Here is a 14,434-nt window from a genome sequence, read left to right on the forward strand (position 1 = left end):
TAGGATCCTCCGGTGATCACCAAGCGCGCGACGAAGCTCGCGGACGGCCGCGACCTCTTCTACTTCGACGACGCCGACTCGACACTGCCCGTGGAGCGCAGCATCGACCAGCGTGTGCTCGATCCCCGGCCGGAAACCGCCCGCATGCGGCAGGACGTCCTCACGGGCGAGTGGGTGTCGATCGCGGCGAGCCGGCAGAACCGGGTGTTCCTGCCGCCGGCCGACCAGGACCCCCTCGCGCCGCAGACCGCGGCGAACCCGTCGGAGATCCCGAGCCAGTACGACGTCGCGGTGTTCGAGAACCGCTCGCCGTCGTTCGGCCCGATGCTCGGCGGACCCGACGGAGCCGAGGACGCCCCACCGTCGCTCGACGCCCTGACCGAGGTCGGGCTCAACCGGCAGTTCCGCAGCGTCGGCCGGTGCGAGGTCGTCTGCTTCTCCCCCGCGACCGAGGGCTCCTTCGCGTCGATCTCCGAGTCCCGCGCCCGCACGGTCGTGGAGGCCTGGGCGGACCGCACCGCCGCACTCTCCGAGCTGCCCGGCATCCAGCAGGTCTTCCCGTTCGAGAACCGCGGCGAAGCGATCGGTGTCACTCTGCACCACCCGCACGGCCAGATCTACGCCTACCCGTACGTCACCCCCCGCACGCAGCGACTCCTGGCCTCGATCGAGCGCTTCGGCCCGGACCTCTTCGAGCAGCACCTCGCGAACGAGCGGGCGTCCGACCGTGTCGTCCTCGCCGGCGAGCACTTCACCGCGTTCGTGCCGTTCGCCGCACGCTGGCCGATCGAGGTCCACATGCTGCCGCACCGGCACGTGCCGGACTTCGCCGGGCTCACCGACGCCGAGAAGGACGAGCTGGCACACATGCACCTCCGGCTCACCCGCGGGATGGACCAGCTCTACGGGGACCCGACGCCGTACATCGCCGCCTGGCACCAGGCGCCGGCGCACACCGCCCGTGACACCGTGCGGCTCATGCTGCAGATCACGTCCCCGCGCCGCGCGGCGGACAAGCTCAAGTTCCTGGCCGGCAGTGAGGCCGCCATGGGTGCCTGGATCGGGGACCTCGTGCCCGAGAAGGCGGCCGAGTTCATCCGAGGAGGGATCGAACGCGCATGACGTTCCAGCAGGTCTACGGGTACGAGCCGACGGTGCGGTACTCCGCGCCGGGTCGGGTCAACCTCATCGGCGAGCACACCGACTACAACGACGGGTACGTACTGCCCTTCGCGATCGACCGGCGGACCGTCGCCTCGATCGGGCAGCGGGACGACCGGGTGCTGCGCGTCGCGTCCGCGTTCGACCCGTCGTCGGTCGTCGAGCTGACCCTCGACGAACTCGACCCGTCGCGGATGCACGGCTGGTCGGCGTACGTTCTCGGCATCGCCTGGGCACTGCGTGAGCAGGCCGGAGCGGACCTGTCGGACAAGCGCGGGTTCGACGTGTTCATCGAGTCGGACGTCCCTGTCGGCGCCGGCCTGTCGTCGAGCGCGGCGATCGAGTGCGGCGTCGCCCTGGCGTTCAACGACCTCTGGGAGCTCGGGCTCGACCGCAAGACGCTCGCCCGAGTGGGTCAGTACTCCGAGAACCACGCGGTCGGTGCCCCGACCGGGATCATGGACCAGTCCGCGTCGCTGCTCGGTGAGCAGGACGCGGTCGTGTTCCTCGACTGCCGCACGCTCGACACCGCCGTGGTCGACCTGGCGCTCGAGGCGAACGGCCTCGAGGTCCTCGTCATCGACACCCGGGTGGAGCACGCCCACGCGACCGGCGGCTACAAGGCCCGCCGCGAGTCGTGCGAGCGCGGGGCGCGCATCCTCGGGGTCGAGGCCCTCCGCGACGTGAGCGTCGAGGACCTCCCCCGCGCCGAGGAGCGGCTCGACGACGAGACCTTCCGCCGCGTCCGGCACATCGTCACGGAGGACCAGCGCGTCCTCGACACGGTGCGCACCCTCCGCGAGGACGGCCCGCGCGCGATCGGATCGCTGCTCGTGGCGTCGCACGAGTCCATGCGCGACGACTTCGAGATCTCCGTGCCGGAGCTCGACCTCGCGGTCGCGACCGCCGTGGAGCACGGCGCCGTCGGCGCGCGGATGACGGGTGGCGGGTTCGGTGGAGCGGCGATCGCGCTGGTCGACCGGGAGGCCCGTGGCGCGATCGCGGACGCCGTCACGTCCGCCTTCGCCGCGGCCGGGTACCGCGAGCCGACCGTCTTCACCGTGCACGCCGCGCAGGGCGCCCGGCGCGACTGACGCGCGCCGGCGCTTCGGCGCGGCGCGCGGAGACCACCGGGCGCCGCACCGATCAGCGGGTCGCGTGGCCCGTGGTGACCGTCACACCGCCCCACGGGAAGCCGTGCGGGCGCAAGACCTCGTGGTCGATCTGGTCCATCACGACGTGCCCCTGCCACACGCTGTAGATCAGCACGCCGACCACGACGACCACCGGGACGGCCAGGTACGCGGCGTACCGGACGACGTCGCCGAGCGACCGCTTCCCGAAGCGTTCGAGCGTCGGCGGCAGGAACACCCCGACGACGACCACGAGCAGCAGGACGGCGAGAGCGGCCGGCGCAGTGTGGGCCTCGACCTGCACGGTCGGCGGGGCGCTCGACAGCGGGTTGCCCGCGCCGTCGATCCAGTGGCCGTCACTGTCCGCCCCGCCGTACTCGGCCGAGGCCGACCACACCGTGAGCGTCGGGGAGGACAGGAGCGCGACGACACCGATCAGCGCGAGGCCCCATGCGCGCGGCCGCAGCTTCCGTCCCGCGTGCGCCATCACCGGTGCCGTCTGCACGCGGTCCGCCCGGTGCGGGCCCGGAGTGCCGGGGTCGAGGCTCACGGCGCACCTTCCAACCGGTGCACCGACGACGAGATGTCACCGATCGTGAACGGGTGGAGGTCACCGTGGGCGACGGCCCAGAACACCCACTGCCACTGCACGATGAAGAGCACCCACACCAGGGCAGTCACCCCGACGACCCCGGCCAGACCGAGGGCGAGCACGCGGTCTTGGTCCCACCGTGCGGCACCACGACGAGCGACGCCGACGACGAACCCGGCGACCGCGAACCCGGTGGTGACCAGCGCCCACCCGATCCACGGCCTCGCCTCGATCTGCACGAAGCCGAGTTGGTGGGTGTCGATGCTCCCGGGCAGCTGTGGATCGGCGGACCAGGTCTGGCCCGGGACCTGCAGGAACAGGCACAGCAGCGTGATCCAGACGAGCTTGCGGGCGTCCTTCGTGAACAGCGACTCCTGCGCCGGAGGCTCCGTGACAGCCGTGGTCATGCACGAACGGTAGCGCAGTGCCGGGCGCGGCAGAAGCGCCCGTCCGAGGGGCGGCCCGGGACCCGGCCACACACGGCCGGGCGGGTGGGGCGGGGGCGAGCCGAGCCTCCAGGCCGCACTCGGTGCGCCCCTACCACGGCCCGCCCACGCGTCACCGCAGGTGGCGCTCCGCCGCCTCGACGACGTTCTTCATGAGCATCGCGCGGGTCATCGGCCCGACGCCACCCGGCGTCGGCGACAGGAACCCGGCGACCGAGGCCACGGCGGGGTCGACGTCGCCGCGGAGCTTCGCCTTCCCGGTGGCCTCGTCGACGATGCGGCTGATGCCCACGTCGATGACCGCCGCACCGGGCTTGACCCAGTCCGGCTGCACGAGCCCGGCGACCCCGGCGGCGGCCACGATGATGTCCGCCCGTCGGCACTCGGCGGCGACGTCCTCGGTCAGCGAGTGTGTCAGGGTCGCGGTCGCCTCGAGGCGGGTGAGGAGCAGACCGAGCGGGCGCCCGACCGTCAGGCCCTGCCCGATGATCGTGACGTGCTGCCCCCGGATCGGGACGTCGTACGCCTCGAGCATCGCGACGATGCCGCGCGGGGTGCACGGCAGGGGCGCGTCGATCGTGCCGGCACCACCGGGGACGGCGAGCACGAGCTCACCGAGGTTCGTCGGGTGCAGGCCGTCGGCGTCCTTCGCCGGGTTCATGAGCTCGAGCATCGGGATCGGGTCGATGCCCTGCGGCAGCGGGAGCTGCACGATGAACGCCGTCACCCGGGGGTCGTCGTTCATCTGCAGGATCGCGGCGCGGATGTCGGCTGCCGAGGCGGTCTCGGGCAGGTCGATGCGGACCGAGTCCAGCCCGATCTGCGCCGAGTCCTTGTGCTTGCCGGCGACGTACGACACCGAGCCCGGGTTCTGCCCGACCATGATCGTGCCGAGGCCGGGCCGGAACCCGTGGTCGTGCAAGCGGTCGATGCGGAGCTTGAGGTCGTCGAGCGTGCGGGCGGCGAGGGCGGTGCCGTCGATGCGGACGGCACTGCCCTCGCCGGCCCACCGCTCGCGAGGGAGCGGTGCGGCCGTCACGCGTAGAGCGGGAACGCGTCGGTCAGGGCCTTCACCCGCGCCGAGAGCGCCTCGACGTCGGGGTTCGGCATGAGCGTCAGCGCGATGATGTCCGCGACCTCGGTGAACTCGGCGTCGCCGAACCCGCGGGTCGCGAGCGCCGAGGTGCCGATGCGGACACCCGAGGTGACCATCGGCGGACGCGGGTCGAAGGGCACCGAGTTGCGGTTCACAGTGATGCCGACCTCGTGCAGGAGGTCCTCGGCCTGCTTGCCGTCGACCTCGGACTCGCGGAGGTCCACGAGCACCAGGTGCACGTCGGTGCCACCGGTGAGGACGTCGATCCCCGCAGCCTTGGCGTCGTCCTGGGTGAGGCGCGTCGCGAGGGCCTTCGCACCGCGGAGCGTACGCTCCTGGCGGTCCTTGAACTCCGGCTGGCCGGCGAGGAGGAACGCGGTGGCCTTGGCGGCGATCACGTGCATGAGCGGGCCACCCTGCTGCCCCGGGAAGACCGCGGAGTTCAGCTTCTTGAAGAGCGACTCCTCGTTGGACAGGATGATGCCCGAGCGCGGGCCGGCGAGCGTCTTGTGCACGGTCGAGGACACGACGTGTGCGTGCGGCAGGGGCGACGGGTGCAGCCCGGCGGCGACGAGGCCGGCGAAGTGCGCCATGTCCACCCAGAGCGTCGCGCCGACCTCGTCCGCGATCTCGCGGAACTTCGCGAAGTCGAGCTGGCGCGGGTAGGCCGACCACCCGGCGATGAGGACCTTCGGCTGGTGCTCGATCGCCTTCGCGCGGATGTCGTCGTAGTCGACCTCGAAGGTCTCCGGGTCGACGCCGTACGACACGGCGTTGTAGATCCGGCCGGAGAAGTTGAGCTTCATGCCGTGGGTCAGGTGACCGCCGTGGGCGAGCTCCAGGCCGAGGATCGTGTCGCCCGCGGAGGCGATGGCGTGCAGGACCGCGGCGTTCGCGCTGGCGCCGGAGTGCGGCTGGACGTTCGCGTACGCGGCACCGAAGAGGGCCTTCGCCCGGTCGATGGCGAGCTGCTCGGCGACGTCGACGAACTCGCAGCCGCCGTAGTAGCGCTTGCCCGGGTATCCCTCGGCGTACTTGTTCGTCAGGACGGAACCCTGCGACTCGAGGACGGCACGCGGGACGAAGTTCTCCGACGCGATCATCTCGAGGGTGTCGCGCTGACGACCGAGCTCGTTCTGCAGCACCGCTGCGATCTCGGGGTCGACCTCGGAGAGGGGGGCGTTGAACGTGGACTGCGCGGCCGCAGGCGTCAGATCGGTGATGGACACGGGACTCCTCGTTGTCTGTTCCGTCGCGCGGGAGCACGACGAGGTGGACGGGTGGGCGCGGCCCAGGCGTACGGCCGCGCACCGTGTCAAGTGTCGCTCCCCGATGGTGACCCATCCAACGCCAGTCGCGACCCCACGATCGTACCGAGCGCACCGGTTCGTGTCACCCTGGTGGCATGACCCTGACCAGCCCCGATGTCGACGAGCGGACGACGACCCGCTCCGACACCCCGTGGGTCACCGTCGTCTGGGACGACCCGGTCAACCTGATGTCGTACGTCACCTACGTCTTCCAGTCCTACTTCGGGTTCGGACGGGCGAAGGCGGAGCGGCTCATGCACCAGGTGGACGAGGACGGTCGGGCGATCGTGGCGACCGGCGCACGCGAGGCGATGGAGGCCCACGTCGAGGCCATGCACGGCTACGGCCTGCAGGCGACGGTCGACCGGGCGCCGGCCCCGTGATCCCGTTCGTCCGCCGCGCCGACGGCGTCCACCTCGTGCTGTCCTCCGGCGAGCGCGAGGTGTTGACGTCGCTGACCGAGCAGCTCCAGCAGGTGCTCGCGGGCGACCTCTCCGCGGACCCCGTGGCCACGCGGATGTTCCCCGACGCGTACCCGGACGACGATGCGGCGAGCGCGGAGTTCCGTCGGTGGACGCAGTCCGACCTGCTGACGCAGAAGACGTCGAACGCGGCGGTCGTGCACGAGTGGTTGACCGGGGTGCGCGACGGCGGGTTCTCCCCCACGGACGAGCAGGCGTGGTTGCGGTGCCTGACGGACCTCCGGCTCACGATCGCCGAACGCCTCGGCATCACCGACGCGGCGAGCGAGGAAGCGTCGTACCGCGCCGAGGCCGGGGTCGGCCTGCGGGACGTCTACGACTGGGTCGGGTACGTGCAGGAGCACCTGGTCGGCACGATCACCGGTCGGTGAGCGTCAGGCAGCGGCACGGGGACCGAGCAGTTCCTCGCGGTGCCGGCGAGCCCAGTCCGCGAGCGAGCGGGGAGGCTCCCCGGTGATGCGCTCGACCTCGTCGGTGAACGCGTCCACGCCGTCGAGGCCCCGTCGCGCGACTCGACCGAACTGCTGACGGAGGCCCTCGGCCTGCCAGGCGTCGACCCCGCTCGCGCGGAGCACGGTCCGGAACACCCGGCTCGGCAGGTGGAGGTAGCGGACCGGTCGCCCGAGCCCCTCCGCGAGCCCGCGTGCGACACCAGGGCCGTCGAGGAGCTCGGGGCCGGTGAGCACGGGCTCCGCACCGGTGTGGTCGCCGCGGAGCAAGACCGTCGCGGCGACGGCGGCGATGTCGGCCGTGTCGATCCACCCGATGACGCCGCGGCCCATCGTCTGCGGGAAGATCCCGCGTCGGATCGCCGGCATGGACGCCACGAGGTTCGTCATGAACCCGGACGGATGGAGGATCGTCCGCTCGAGCCCACTCGCTCGGATCGACTCGTCCACCTGCCAGATGGCGGCGGCCCACGGCATCGGCGAGTGCTCGGCTGCGTCCCCGCCGGACAGGTGGACGACCGCGCGGACACCGGCAGCACGGGCTGCGTCGACGGCGGTCCGCCCGTGTTCGGCCTGCCGTGGCGTCGCGGCCGTGACGAGGAAGAGCTGGTCGACGCCGTCGAGCGCCGCGGTCAGGGCCGCGCGGTCGCCGAGGTCGGCGAGGCGCGCGTCGATGCCCTGTGTGGTGAACGCGTCCACCTGTTCGGGGCGGCGCGCGATCACGCGGACGCGGGCTCCTGCGCCGAGGAGTCGCTCGACGGTCTGACCGCCCACGTCACCCGTGGCCCCGGTCACGGCGATGACGCCGTCGCTGTGCTGCACCATGATCCTCCCTAGTATCAGTTTTCTGACATCAAAGGCTACGCCGGTAGCCTGGGGTCGTGCCCCGGGAGTTCTCAGCGACGCGCGACGACGTCGACGCGATCGCCGCATGGACGGTGATCCGCGCTGCCCGCACGCTCGCCAGACGCCTCGGTGAGGTGCTCGCACCGCTGGGACTCAGCCCCGTCGAGTTCGGGGCACTCGTGCAGCTGGCGGCCGGCGAGCGGCTCACCCAGGCCGAACTGGCCCGTGCGGTCGGCATCCGCCCCCAGAGCGTCACCACCCTGGTCGCGGCACTCGCGGACCGCGGACTGCTCGACCGGGGCCCCGAGCGCGGACGCGGACGGCCGTCCCGGATCACCCTGACGAGCACGGGTCGGGCACTGCTCGCCGAGGCGTTCCCGGTCGTGCTCGCGAGCAACTCGTGGTTCGCCGGCGACGCGGAGCCCCTGTCCGCGATCCTGGCGCCGTTCGTCGGGGATGCGACCGGCCCCGCGGACGTGGTTCCCTGATTGACAGGCAGCCTTGCAAGTCCTCCTGTCGAAGTAGTACCGTGGCGGTATGACCCTGCAGGACGCCGCCGACCTCGCCAGTGCACTGCTGACGATCCACGGGCGCATCCGTCGGACGCTCCTCACCGGGAAGTCCGACGAGGTCACGGCCTCGCAGACCGCGGCGCTCGGCCGGCTCCTCCGGTACGGCGAGAGCACGGTCGCCGACCTCGCACGCGCCGAGGGCGTCCGTCCGCAGTCGATGGGCGCGACCGTCCAGGCGCTCGTCGACCTCGGGTACGCCGAGCGCCGGCAGGACCCCTCCGACGGGCGACGGACCCTCGTCCGCGCGACCCCGGCGGGCGCAGCCGCGCGCGAGGACGCATGGTCGGCCCGCAGCCGGGTGCTCGCGGACCGGCTGGCCGCGCTCACCCCGGAGGACCGCGCGACCGTGGCCCGCTCGCTGGAGATCCTCGAGTCGCTGGTGGAACCGTGACCGCGACCGCCCCGGTCCCCGTCCCCGCGCCCGCTCCGACCGACGGCGGCGGCAGCGGCTTCGGCCCGAAGCTGCTCGTCCCCGTCCTCGTCGGCCCGCTCCTCAACCCGATCAACACCACCATGGTGTCCGTCGCGCTCGCGCCGATCTCCCGGGACCTCGGGATCGGGGCCGCGCAGGCCATCTGGCTCGTGGCGGCGTTGTACCTCGCGAGTGCCGTGGCGCAACCGACGATGGGCAAGCTCGCGGACCGCTTCGGCCCGAAGAAGGTGTTCCTCACCGGGCTCGTCATCGTGGGCGTCGCGGGGCTCGTCCCCGAGATCCTCACCGGGTTCGGCGGGGCGGTGACCGCGCGGGTGCTCATCGGCATCGGGACGTCGTCGGCGTACCCGGCGGCCCTGACCACGCTGCGACAGCACTCCACACGGATCGGCAAGCCCACCCCCTCGCTCGTCCTCGGTGCGCTGTCGATCACGTCGCTCGTCTCCGCCGCCGCCGGGCCACCCCTCGGCGGCGCCCTCATCGCGGCGTTCGGTTGGCACGCGATCTTCCTCGTGAACGTCCCGCTCGCCGTGTTCGGCATCGTCGTGTCGGTGCTGTGGCTGCCGTCGGACCGCCTCCGCCCGCGCACGGACGACGACCTGCCCGTCCTGACCGCGCTCGACCCGGTCGGCATGCTGCTCATGACCGGCACGGTGTCCGCGCTCCTGGTGTTCCTGCTCGACCTCTCGGCCGGGCTCTGGTGGCTGCTCGGGACCGCCGTCGTGCTGCTCGTCGCGCTGGTCGTCTGGGAGCTGCGCGCCGTGAAGCCGTTCGTCGACGTGCGGATGCTCGCCCGCAACGGCGCGCTCTCGCGGACCTACCTGCGGCTGTTCCTCGTGTACCTGCTGGCCTACACGATGACCTACGGCTTCTCGCAGTGGGTGCAGGACGTCGCCGGCTACCCGAGCGACGTCGCGGGGTACCTCCAGCTGCCCGCGGCGGTCGTCGCCGGAGTGGCGTCGTTCCTCGTCGCACGGAAGACCGCCGTCCGTGGTCCGCTGATCGCCGCGGCCGTGGTGCCGATCGTCGGCGGGCTGCTCCTGCTGCTCCTGCACACGGGGTCGCCGGTGGTGCTGCTCCTCCTCGCCCCGGCGCTGTTCGGCGTCCCGCAAGCGCTGGCCTCGGTGTCGAACCAGGCGGCGCTCTACCGCGTCGTGCCGGCGGAGTACATCGGGACCGCGGCCGGGCTCTCGCGCACGAGTGTGTACATCGGCGCGATCGGGGCGTCCTCGCTCATCGGCGGGGTGTTCGGGACGGCCCCGACGACCCCGGACCTGCACGTGCTCGCGTGGGTGATCGTCGGGGTCGCTGTGCTCGCGAGCGTCCTGACGATCGCCGACCGCGCGCTGTCCCGTCCGGACGTGGTCTGACCGTCTCCGGACCCGGCCGCGAAGTACGCGGTGGTGTCTGCCACGTCGCGCGGGCACGGCTCCCGCAGCGTCGCGAACGCCGTGCCCTTCCGTGAGGTGGCAGTTCCGGTTCGATCAACGCGGCGTTCGCGAACCAGAACTGCCACGGACCGATCGCATCGTCCGCGCGCGGCGCGGGCTGCGTGGCGCACGGCACGCGCCAGGCGGCCGCCCCCAGGCGGCAAGCGTCGCGACCCGGATCCGGCCCGCGTCTCCCGGCCGGACCGCCAGCGCGACCTCCCCGGAGCCGCGGCCGGACCGACGGACCCGCACCGCGCCTCCAGGCCGACCCTGGACGTGCAGCCCGGCCATCAGGCCGCCCCGGGCCGAGCAGCACCGCCGGGCCGGCGCGCGACAGCGTGCCCGGTACCCTGATCCGGTGACCGACCCGACGCCCGCGCACACCGCGGCCCTCACGCACTGGACCCTCACCCTCGTCTGCGACGACCGTCCCGGGATCGTGCACGCCGTGTCCGGAGCCGTCGTGGCCGCGCAGGGCAACATCACCGAGTCGCAGCAGTTCTCGAGCGCCGACACGAACACGTTCTTCATGCGCCTCCAGGTCATGGCCCCGGTCGACCGCGCCACCTTCGAGGACGCCCTCGAACCCGTGGTGCAGCGCTACGACGCCCGGGTGCAGCTCGACGTGGTCGGGCGGCCCCTCCGCACGCTCGTCCTCGTGTCCAAGGCCGGACACTGCCTCAACGACCTGCTGTACCGGCAGCGCGGTGGACAGCTGCCGATCGAGGTCCCCCTCGTCCTCTCGAACCACCCCGACCTGCAGGAGCTCGCGTCGTTCTACTCGGTGCCGTTCGAGCACCGTCCGGTGACCGACGCCGAGACGAAGCACGACATGGAGCAGCGGATCCTCGAAGCCGTCGACGAGCTCGACATCGAGCTCGTCGTCCTCGCGCGCTACATGCAGATCCTCTCGCCGGGGCTCTGCGCCGCGCTCGAGGGCCGTGCCGTGAACATCCACCACTCGTTCCTCCCCGGCTTCAAGGGAGCGAACCCCTACCGCCAGGCGCACGCGCGCGGCGTGAAGCTCATCGGCGCGACGGCGCACTTCGTCACGAGCGACCTCGACGAGGGGCCGATCATCGAGCAGAACGTCGTCCGGGTCGACCACACGAAGGACCCCGCCGAGCTCGTGTCGATCGGGCAGGACGAGGAGTCCCGCACGCTCACCCAGGCCGTCCGGTGGATCGCCGAGGACCGCGTGCTCCTCGACGGCGCCCGCACCATCATCTTCAAGTAGGCACCGTGTCCGCACCGCAGAGCCCCGTCGACTGGTCCGAGACCCCGGGCCCGCACGCCGTCCGCCCCCGACGCACCGGCGCCTGGGACGTCCTCCGGGCCGTGGTGTGCGCGTTCGGCCTGTTCTCGCTCGGCTACTGGGGCTACCTCGCCTGGCCGTTCCCGCTGCCGGCGCTGTTCTTCATCGTCGGCGCCCCGCTCTTCGCCGCGGTGGTGTGGTTCTTCTTCCGCTCGCCGCGGTCCCCGGTCGAGACGGACATCGTCGGCAAGACGATCGTCGAGGTCGCACTCGTCGTCGCCGCCGGTGCCGCCTGGGTGTCGATCGGGCACCCGGTCGTCGGGCTGGTCTTCATCGTGGTCGCCGCGGTGTCCGGCGTGGTGCAGTTCCGCCGGGAGGCGCGGTGACCGGCATCGGCGTCGCCGACGGGTCCGGCCTGGAGGCACGGCGCACGCTGGTGCGGTCGGCCCGCGTCGTCGACGCGGCCGGCACCACGGCCGACGGTTGGGTCCTCGTCGACGGTGACGTCATCCGTGCGGTCGGCTCCGGCCCCGACGTCCCCGCGGCGGACGAGGTCGTCGACCTCGGTGACGCCGTCCTGGTGCCCGGGTTCGTCGACCTGCACGGGCACGGCGGCGGTGGCGCGTCCTACGAGGACGAGTCCTTCGCGGCGGCCCTCGCGGTGCACCGGGCGCACGGCACGACCCGGTCGGTCCTGTCGCTCGTCGCGAACCCGCTCGACGCCCTGGTGACCTCGCTCGACCGTGTCCGCGAGGTCATGGCGTCCGACCCGCTCGTCCTCGGTGTGCACCTCGAGGGGCCGTTCCTCTCCCCGCAGAACAAGGGCGCACACAACGCAGCGTTCCTGCTCGACCCGACACCCGACGCCGTCGACACACTGCTCGGTGCCGGCGCGGGCGTGGTCCGCCAGGTCACGATCGCCCCGGAGCTCCCCGGCGCACTCGACGCGATCGAGCGGTTCGTCGCGGCCGGGGTCACCGTCGCCGTCGGCCACACGGTCTGCTCGTACGAACAGGCGAGTGCGGCGTTCGACGCCGGCGCGACCCTGCTCACGCACGCGTACAACGCCATGCCGGGCATCCACCACCGCGCGCCGGGCCCGATCCCCGCCGCGGTGGCCGACGACCGGGTGACGCTCGAGCTCATCCTCGACGGCGTGCACGTGCACCCGTCGGTGGCGTCCCTGCTGCTCGACGCCGCGTCCGGCCGCGTCGCGCTCGTGACCGACGCGATGGGCGCCGCCGGGGCAGCTGACGGCTCGTACACGCTCGGCTCCCTCGCGGTGACCGTCGAGCACGGGGTCGCCCTCGTCGCCGGAACCGAGACCATCGCCGGGTCGACCCTCACGCAGGACCAGGCACTCCGCAACGCCGTCGCCCTCGCCGGGCGGTCACTGCCGGACGCCGTAGCGGCACTGACCGCGGTGCCCGCGCGGGCACTCGGGCTCGAGGACCGGCTCGGCAGGATCGCCCCCGGCTACGCAGCCGACCTCGTGGCGCTGACGCCGGCGCTCGAGGTGACGCGGGTGTGGGGAGCCGGGCGTCCGATCGGCTGATCGTCCGGCCGCCGCGTCGCTCGGGAACGGATCTGTCACACGGGGGCGCATCCGGACACTCACTGTTCGGAGGCAATCGTGAACACACAGAGGGGGCCGGGCACCGTCCCGGACACAGCACTCGTCGCCGCCGTCGCGAAGGGCGACGGGGAGGCGTACACCGCACTGCTCGACCGGCATTCGCGGGCGGTCTTCCGCTACGCGTGGGGGCTCGCCGACGAGCGGTCGGACGTCGACGACATCGTCCAGGAGACGTTCCTCGTCGCGTGGCGGCGACGGAAGGACATCGGGCTCGTCGGCGCATCCGCGCTGCCGTGGCTGCTGACCACGACGCGGTACGTCGCGATGAACACGAACCGGCAGCGACGGTCGAACCGGGCCGACCAGGTCGACGAGCACAGCGGTGCGTCCGAGGCCTGGTACCGCCAGGTCGCGCACGACGAAGCCGTGCACCAGCTGCGGTGGGTCCGCGCGGAGATCGCCGCGCTCGAGTCACCCGATCGCGAACTCTGCGAGCTCTGTCTGCTGCAGGGCCGGTCCTACGACGAGGCCGCCGCGATGCTCGGCCTCACCCCCACGAACGCGCGCAAGCGCATCCAACGGTCCCGCGCGAAGCTGAAGTCGAGCCGCGCGCTGCACGAGATGGAGCAGACACTGTGATCACCGCACCGCCGCCCGAGGGTGCCGCCCTCGACGAAGCCATCCGTCCGATCCGACGCGCGGTGCTCGACCGCACGGTCCGCCGTCACCGCCGCTCCCGCTGGACCTTCGGGGCGGTCGGGTCCGTCGCGGCGGTCACCGCACTCGCCACGGTCATCGTCGGCGGCGACCTGACCGGGACCACCGAGCGCGTGCCGGTCGTGGGGTCGCACCCGCAGGCCGCCACCGCCGCCGAGGTCCTGCGCAGGGCCGCCGACGAGGCCGTCCGGGCGAGTGACCCGACTGTCGGGCCGGGGCAGTACCTCGAGGTGTCGACGAAGCGGGAGAGCCAGGCGTTCTTCGGTGACGCGAACAGGTACTCCGCGCTCGTGCCGTACACGATCACGGTGTACCGGCCCGCTGACGTGTCGGCCGAGTGGACCCTCGTGCGCACGTCCGGCGAGCCGACACGGTTCTTCCCCGCCGCTTCCGCCACCGAGGCCGCCGCGGAGTGGAAGGACGAAGGGTCCCCGTACCCGACCGAGACGTTGCGCGGAGCGAGCGGTCAGTTCGAGGGGTACTCGGAGTGGACCCCGGCGCACCTGACCGAGATGCCGAGGGACCCGGACGAGCTGTACGCGTGGGTGTCGGAGCACGCCACCGGTTCCGTGAGCCACGCGGAGGCGATGACGACGCTGATCTCCGACGACCTCGCGACCGGGCTCGTCCCCGCGGACCTCCGGAGCGCCATGTACGAGGTCCTCGCGAAGATCCCGGGGACGACGATCACCCACGACGCGGTGACGCTCGACGGCCGCACCGGGACCGCGATCGGCCGGGACGAGCCGAACCGCGACGGCGAGCACTCGGAGATCGTGATCGACCCGGACAGCGGGGCGTACCTCGGTTCGCGGACACTGACCGGCTCGGCGAGCCGAGTGCTCCCGACGGGGACGGTGCTCGACTCGTCCGCGGTCACGACGTCCGTGGTGGACCGGGTCCCGCAGGGCTGACCGGGCAGTACGGAGCGGTGGC

The 14,434-nt window shown here is 72.4% G+C and carries 17 protein-coding genes and 1 riboswitch; of the genes, 12 read left to right on the top strand and 5 right to left on the bottom strand.

Features of this window, described 5'->3' with window-relative positions; all coding sequences use genetic code 11:
- Nucleotides 1–12 precede the first annotated feature (12 nt).
- Complete coding sequence (gene galT, locus IEY20_RS09650) at nucleotides 13–1,122, top strand: galactose-1-phosphate uridylyltransferase (protein WP_175327638.1); 1,110 nt, start codon at nucleotides 13–15, stop codon at nucleotides 1,120–1,122.
- On the top strand, nucleotides 1,119–2,255 hold the full coding sequence (gene galK / locus IEY20_RS09655; protein WP_175327637.1) for a galactokinase: 1,137 nt from the start codon (nucleotides 1,119–1,121) through the stop codon (nucleotides 2,253–2,255). Before galT ends, galK begins: the two co-directional genes overlap by 4 nt.
- A 52-nt stretch (nucleotides 2,256–2,307) precedes the next feature.
- Here galK and IEY20_RS09660 read toward each other — a convergent pair whose 3' ends face one another.
- The 4 genes from IEY20_RS09660 to glyA form a co-directional block, all read right to left on the bottom strand.
- On the bottom strand, nucleotides 2,308–2,844 hold the full coding sequence (locus IEY20_RS09660; protein ID WP_175327636.1) for a hypothetical protein: 537 nt from the start codon (nucleotides 2,842–2,844) through the stop codon (nucleotides 2,308–2,310).
- Nucleotides 2,841–3,293, bottom strand: a complete 453-nt coding sequence (locus tag IEY20_RS09665; protein WP_175327635.1) for a hypothetical protein — start codon at nucleotides 3,291–3,293, stop codon at nucleotides 2,841–2,843. The genes IEY20_RS09660 and IEY20_RS09665 overlap by 4 nt, the downstream gene beginning before the upstream one ends.
- 151 nt (nucleotides 3,294–3,444) lie before the next feature.
- On the bottom strand, nucleotides 3,445–4,371 hold the full coding sequence (locus tag IEY20_RS09670) for a tetrahydrofolate dehydrogenase/cyclohydrolase catalytic domain-containing protein (RefSeq protein WP_175327634.1): 927 nt from the start codon (nucleotides 4,369–4,371) through the stop codon (nucleotides 3,445–3,447).
- Nucleotides 4,368–5,657, bottom strand: coding sequence for a serine hydroxymethyltransferase (glyA, locus tag IEY20_RS09675; RefSeq protein ID WP_022903413.1), 1,290 nt, complete (start codon nucleotides 5,655–5,657; stop codon nucleotides 4,368–4,370). Before glyA ends, IEY20_RS09670 begins: the two co-directional genes overlap by 4 nt.
- A gap of 53 nt (nucleotides 5,658–5,710) precedes the next feature.
- A riboswitch (ZMP/ZTP riboswitch) is annotated at nucleotides 5,711–5,796 on the bottom strand.
- A 37-nt stretch (nucleotides 5,797–5,833) separates the two neighbouring features.
- On the opposite strand from glyA, the gene clpS reads away from it, so the two are divergent.
- The gene (gene clpS, locus IEY20_RS09680; RefSeq protein WP_175327633.1) at nucleotides 5,834–6,121 is read left to right on the top strand and encodes an ATP-dependent Clp protease adapter ClpS; all 288 of its coding nucleotides are present in this window, start codon (nucleotides 5,834–5,836) and stop codon (nucleotides 6,119–6,121) included.
- A complete protein-coding gene (locus tag IEY20_RS09685; protein ID WP_175327632.1) occupies nucleotides 6,118–6,591 on the top strand; it encodes a DUF2017 family protein in 474 nt (157 codons plus the stop codon). Before clpS ends, IEY20_RS09685 begins: the two co-directional genes overlap by 4 nt.
- Before the next feature lie 3 nt (nucleotides 6,592–6,594).
- Here IEY20_RS09685 and IEY20_RS09690 read toward each other — a convergent pair whose 3' ends face one another.
- Nucleotides 6,595–7,494: an NmrA family NAD(P)-binding protein gene (locus IEY20_RS09690; protein ID WP_175327631.1), complete on the bottom strand. Its 900-nt coding sequence runs from the start codon at nucleotides 7,492–7,494 to the stop codon at nucleotides 6,595–6,597.
- A gap of 56 nt (nucleotides 7,495–7,550) precedes the next feature.
- Between IEY20_RS09690 and IEY20_RS09695 the strand changes: the two genes are divergently transcribed.
- The 8 genes from IEY20_RS09695 to IEY20_RS09730 all read left to right on the top strand — a co-directional run bounded on the left by IEY20_RS09695 (nucleotide 7,551) and on the right by IEY20_RS09730 (nucleotide 14,412).
- The gene (locus IEY20_RS09695; RefSeq protein ID WP_175327630.1) at nucleotides 7,551–8,003 is read left to right on the top strand and encodes a MarR family winged helix-turn-helix transcriptional regulator; all 453 of its coding nucleotides are present in this window, start codon (nucleotides 7,551–7,553) and stop codon (nucleotides 8,001–8,003) included.
- 49 nt (nucleotides 8,004–8,052) lie between these two features.
- Nucleotides 8,053–8,478, top strand: coding sequence for a MarR family winged helix-turn-helix transcriptional regulator (locus IEY20_RS09700; RefSeq protein WP_175327629.1), 426 nt, complete (start codon nucleotides 8,053–8,055; stop codon nucleotides 8,476–8,478).
- Nucleotides 8,475–9,890, top strand: coding sequence for an MFS transporter (locus IEY20_RS09705; protein WP_204620581.1), 1,416 nt, complete (start codon nucleotides 8,475–8,477; stop codon nucleotides 9,888–9,890). Before IEY20_RS09700 ends, IEY20_RS09705 begins: the two co-directional genes overlap by 4 nt.
- A gap of 418 nt (nucleotides 9,891–10,308) precedes the next feature.
- Entirely contained in the window at nucleotides 10,309–11,187 is an 879-nt protein-coding gene (purU, locus tag IEY20_RS09710; RefSeq protein WP_175327627.1) for a formyltetrahydrofolate deformylase, read from the top strand.
- A gap of 5 nt (nucleotides 11,188–11,192) precedes the next feature.
- Entirely contained in the window at nucleotides 11,193–11,591 is a 399-nt protein-coding gene (locus IEY20_RS09715; RefSeq protein ID WP_175327626.1) for a YrdB family protein, read from the top strand.
- Complete coding sequence (gene nagA, locus IEY20_RS09720; protein WP_229727975.1) at nucleotides 11,588–12,760, top strand: N-acetylglucosamine-6-phosphate deacetylase; 1,173 nt, start codon at nucleotides 11,588–11,590, stop codon at nucleotides 12,758–12,760. The genes IEY20_RS09715 and nagA overlap by 4 nt, the downstream gene beginning before the upstream one ends.
- Before the next feature lie 78 nt (nucleotides 12,761–12,838).
- A complete protein-coding gene (locus IEY20_RS09725) occupies nucleotides 12,839–13,420 on the top strand; it encodes an RNA polymerase sigma factor (RefSeq protein ID WP_175327625.1) in 582 nt (193 codons plus the stop codon).
- Nucleotides 13,417–14,412: a CU044_5270 family protein gene (locus IEY20_RS09730; RefSeq protein WP_175327624.1), complete on the top strand. Its 996-nt coding sequence runs from the start codon at nucleotides 13,417–13,419 to the stop codon at nucleotides 14,410–14,412. Before IEY20_RS09725 ends, IEY20_RS09730 begins: the two co-directional genes overlap by 4 nt.
- Nucleotides 14,413–14,434: the final 22 nt, after the last annotated feature.

It is taken from the genome of Curtobacterium luteum (assembly GCF_014646995.1).
Lineage (GTDB): Bacteria > Actinomycetota > Actinomycetes > Actinomycetales > Microbacteriaceae > Curtobacterium > Curtobacterium luteum.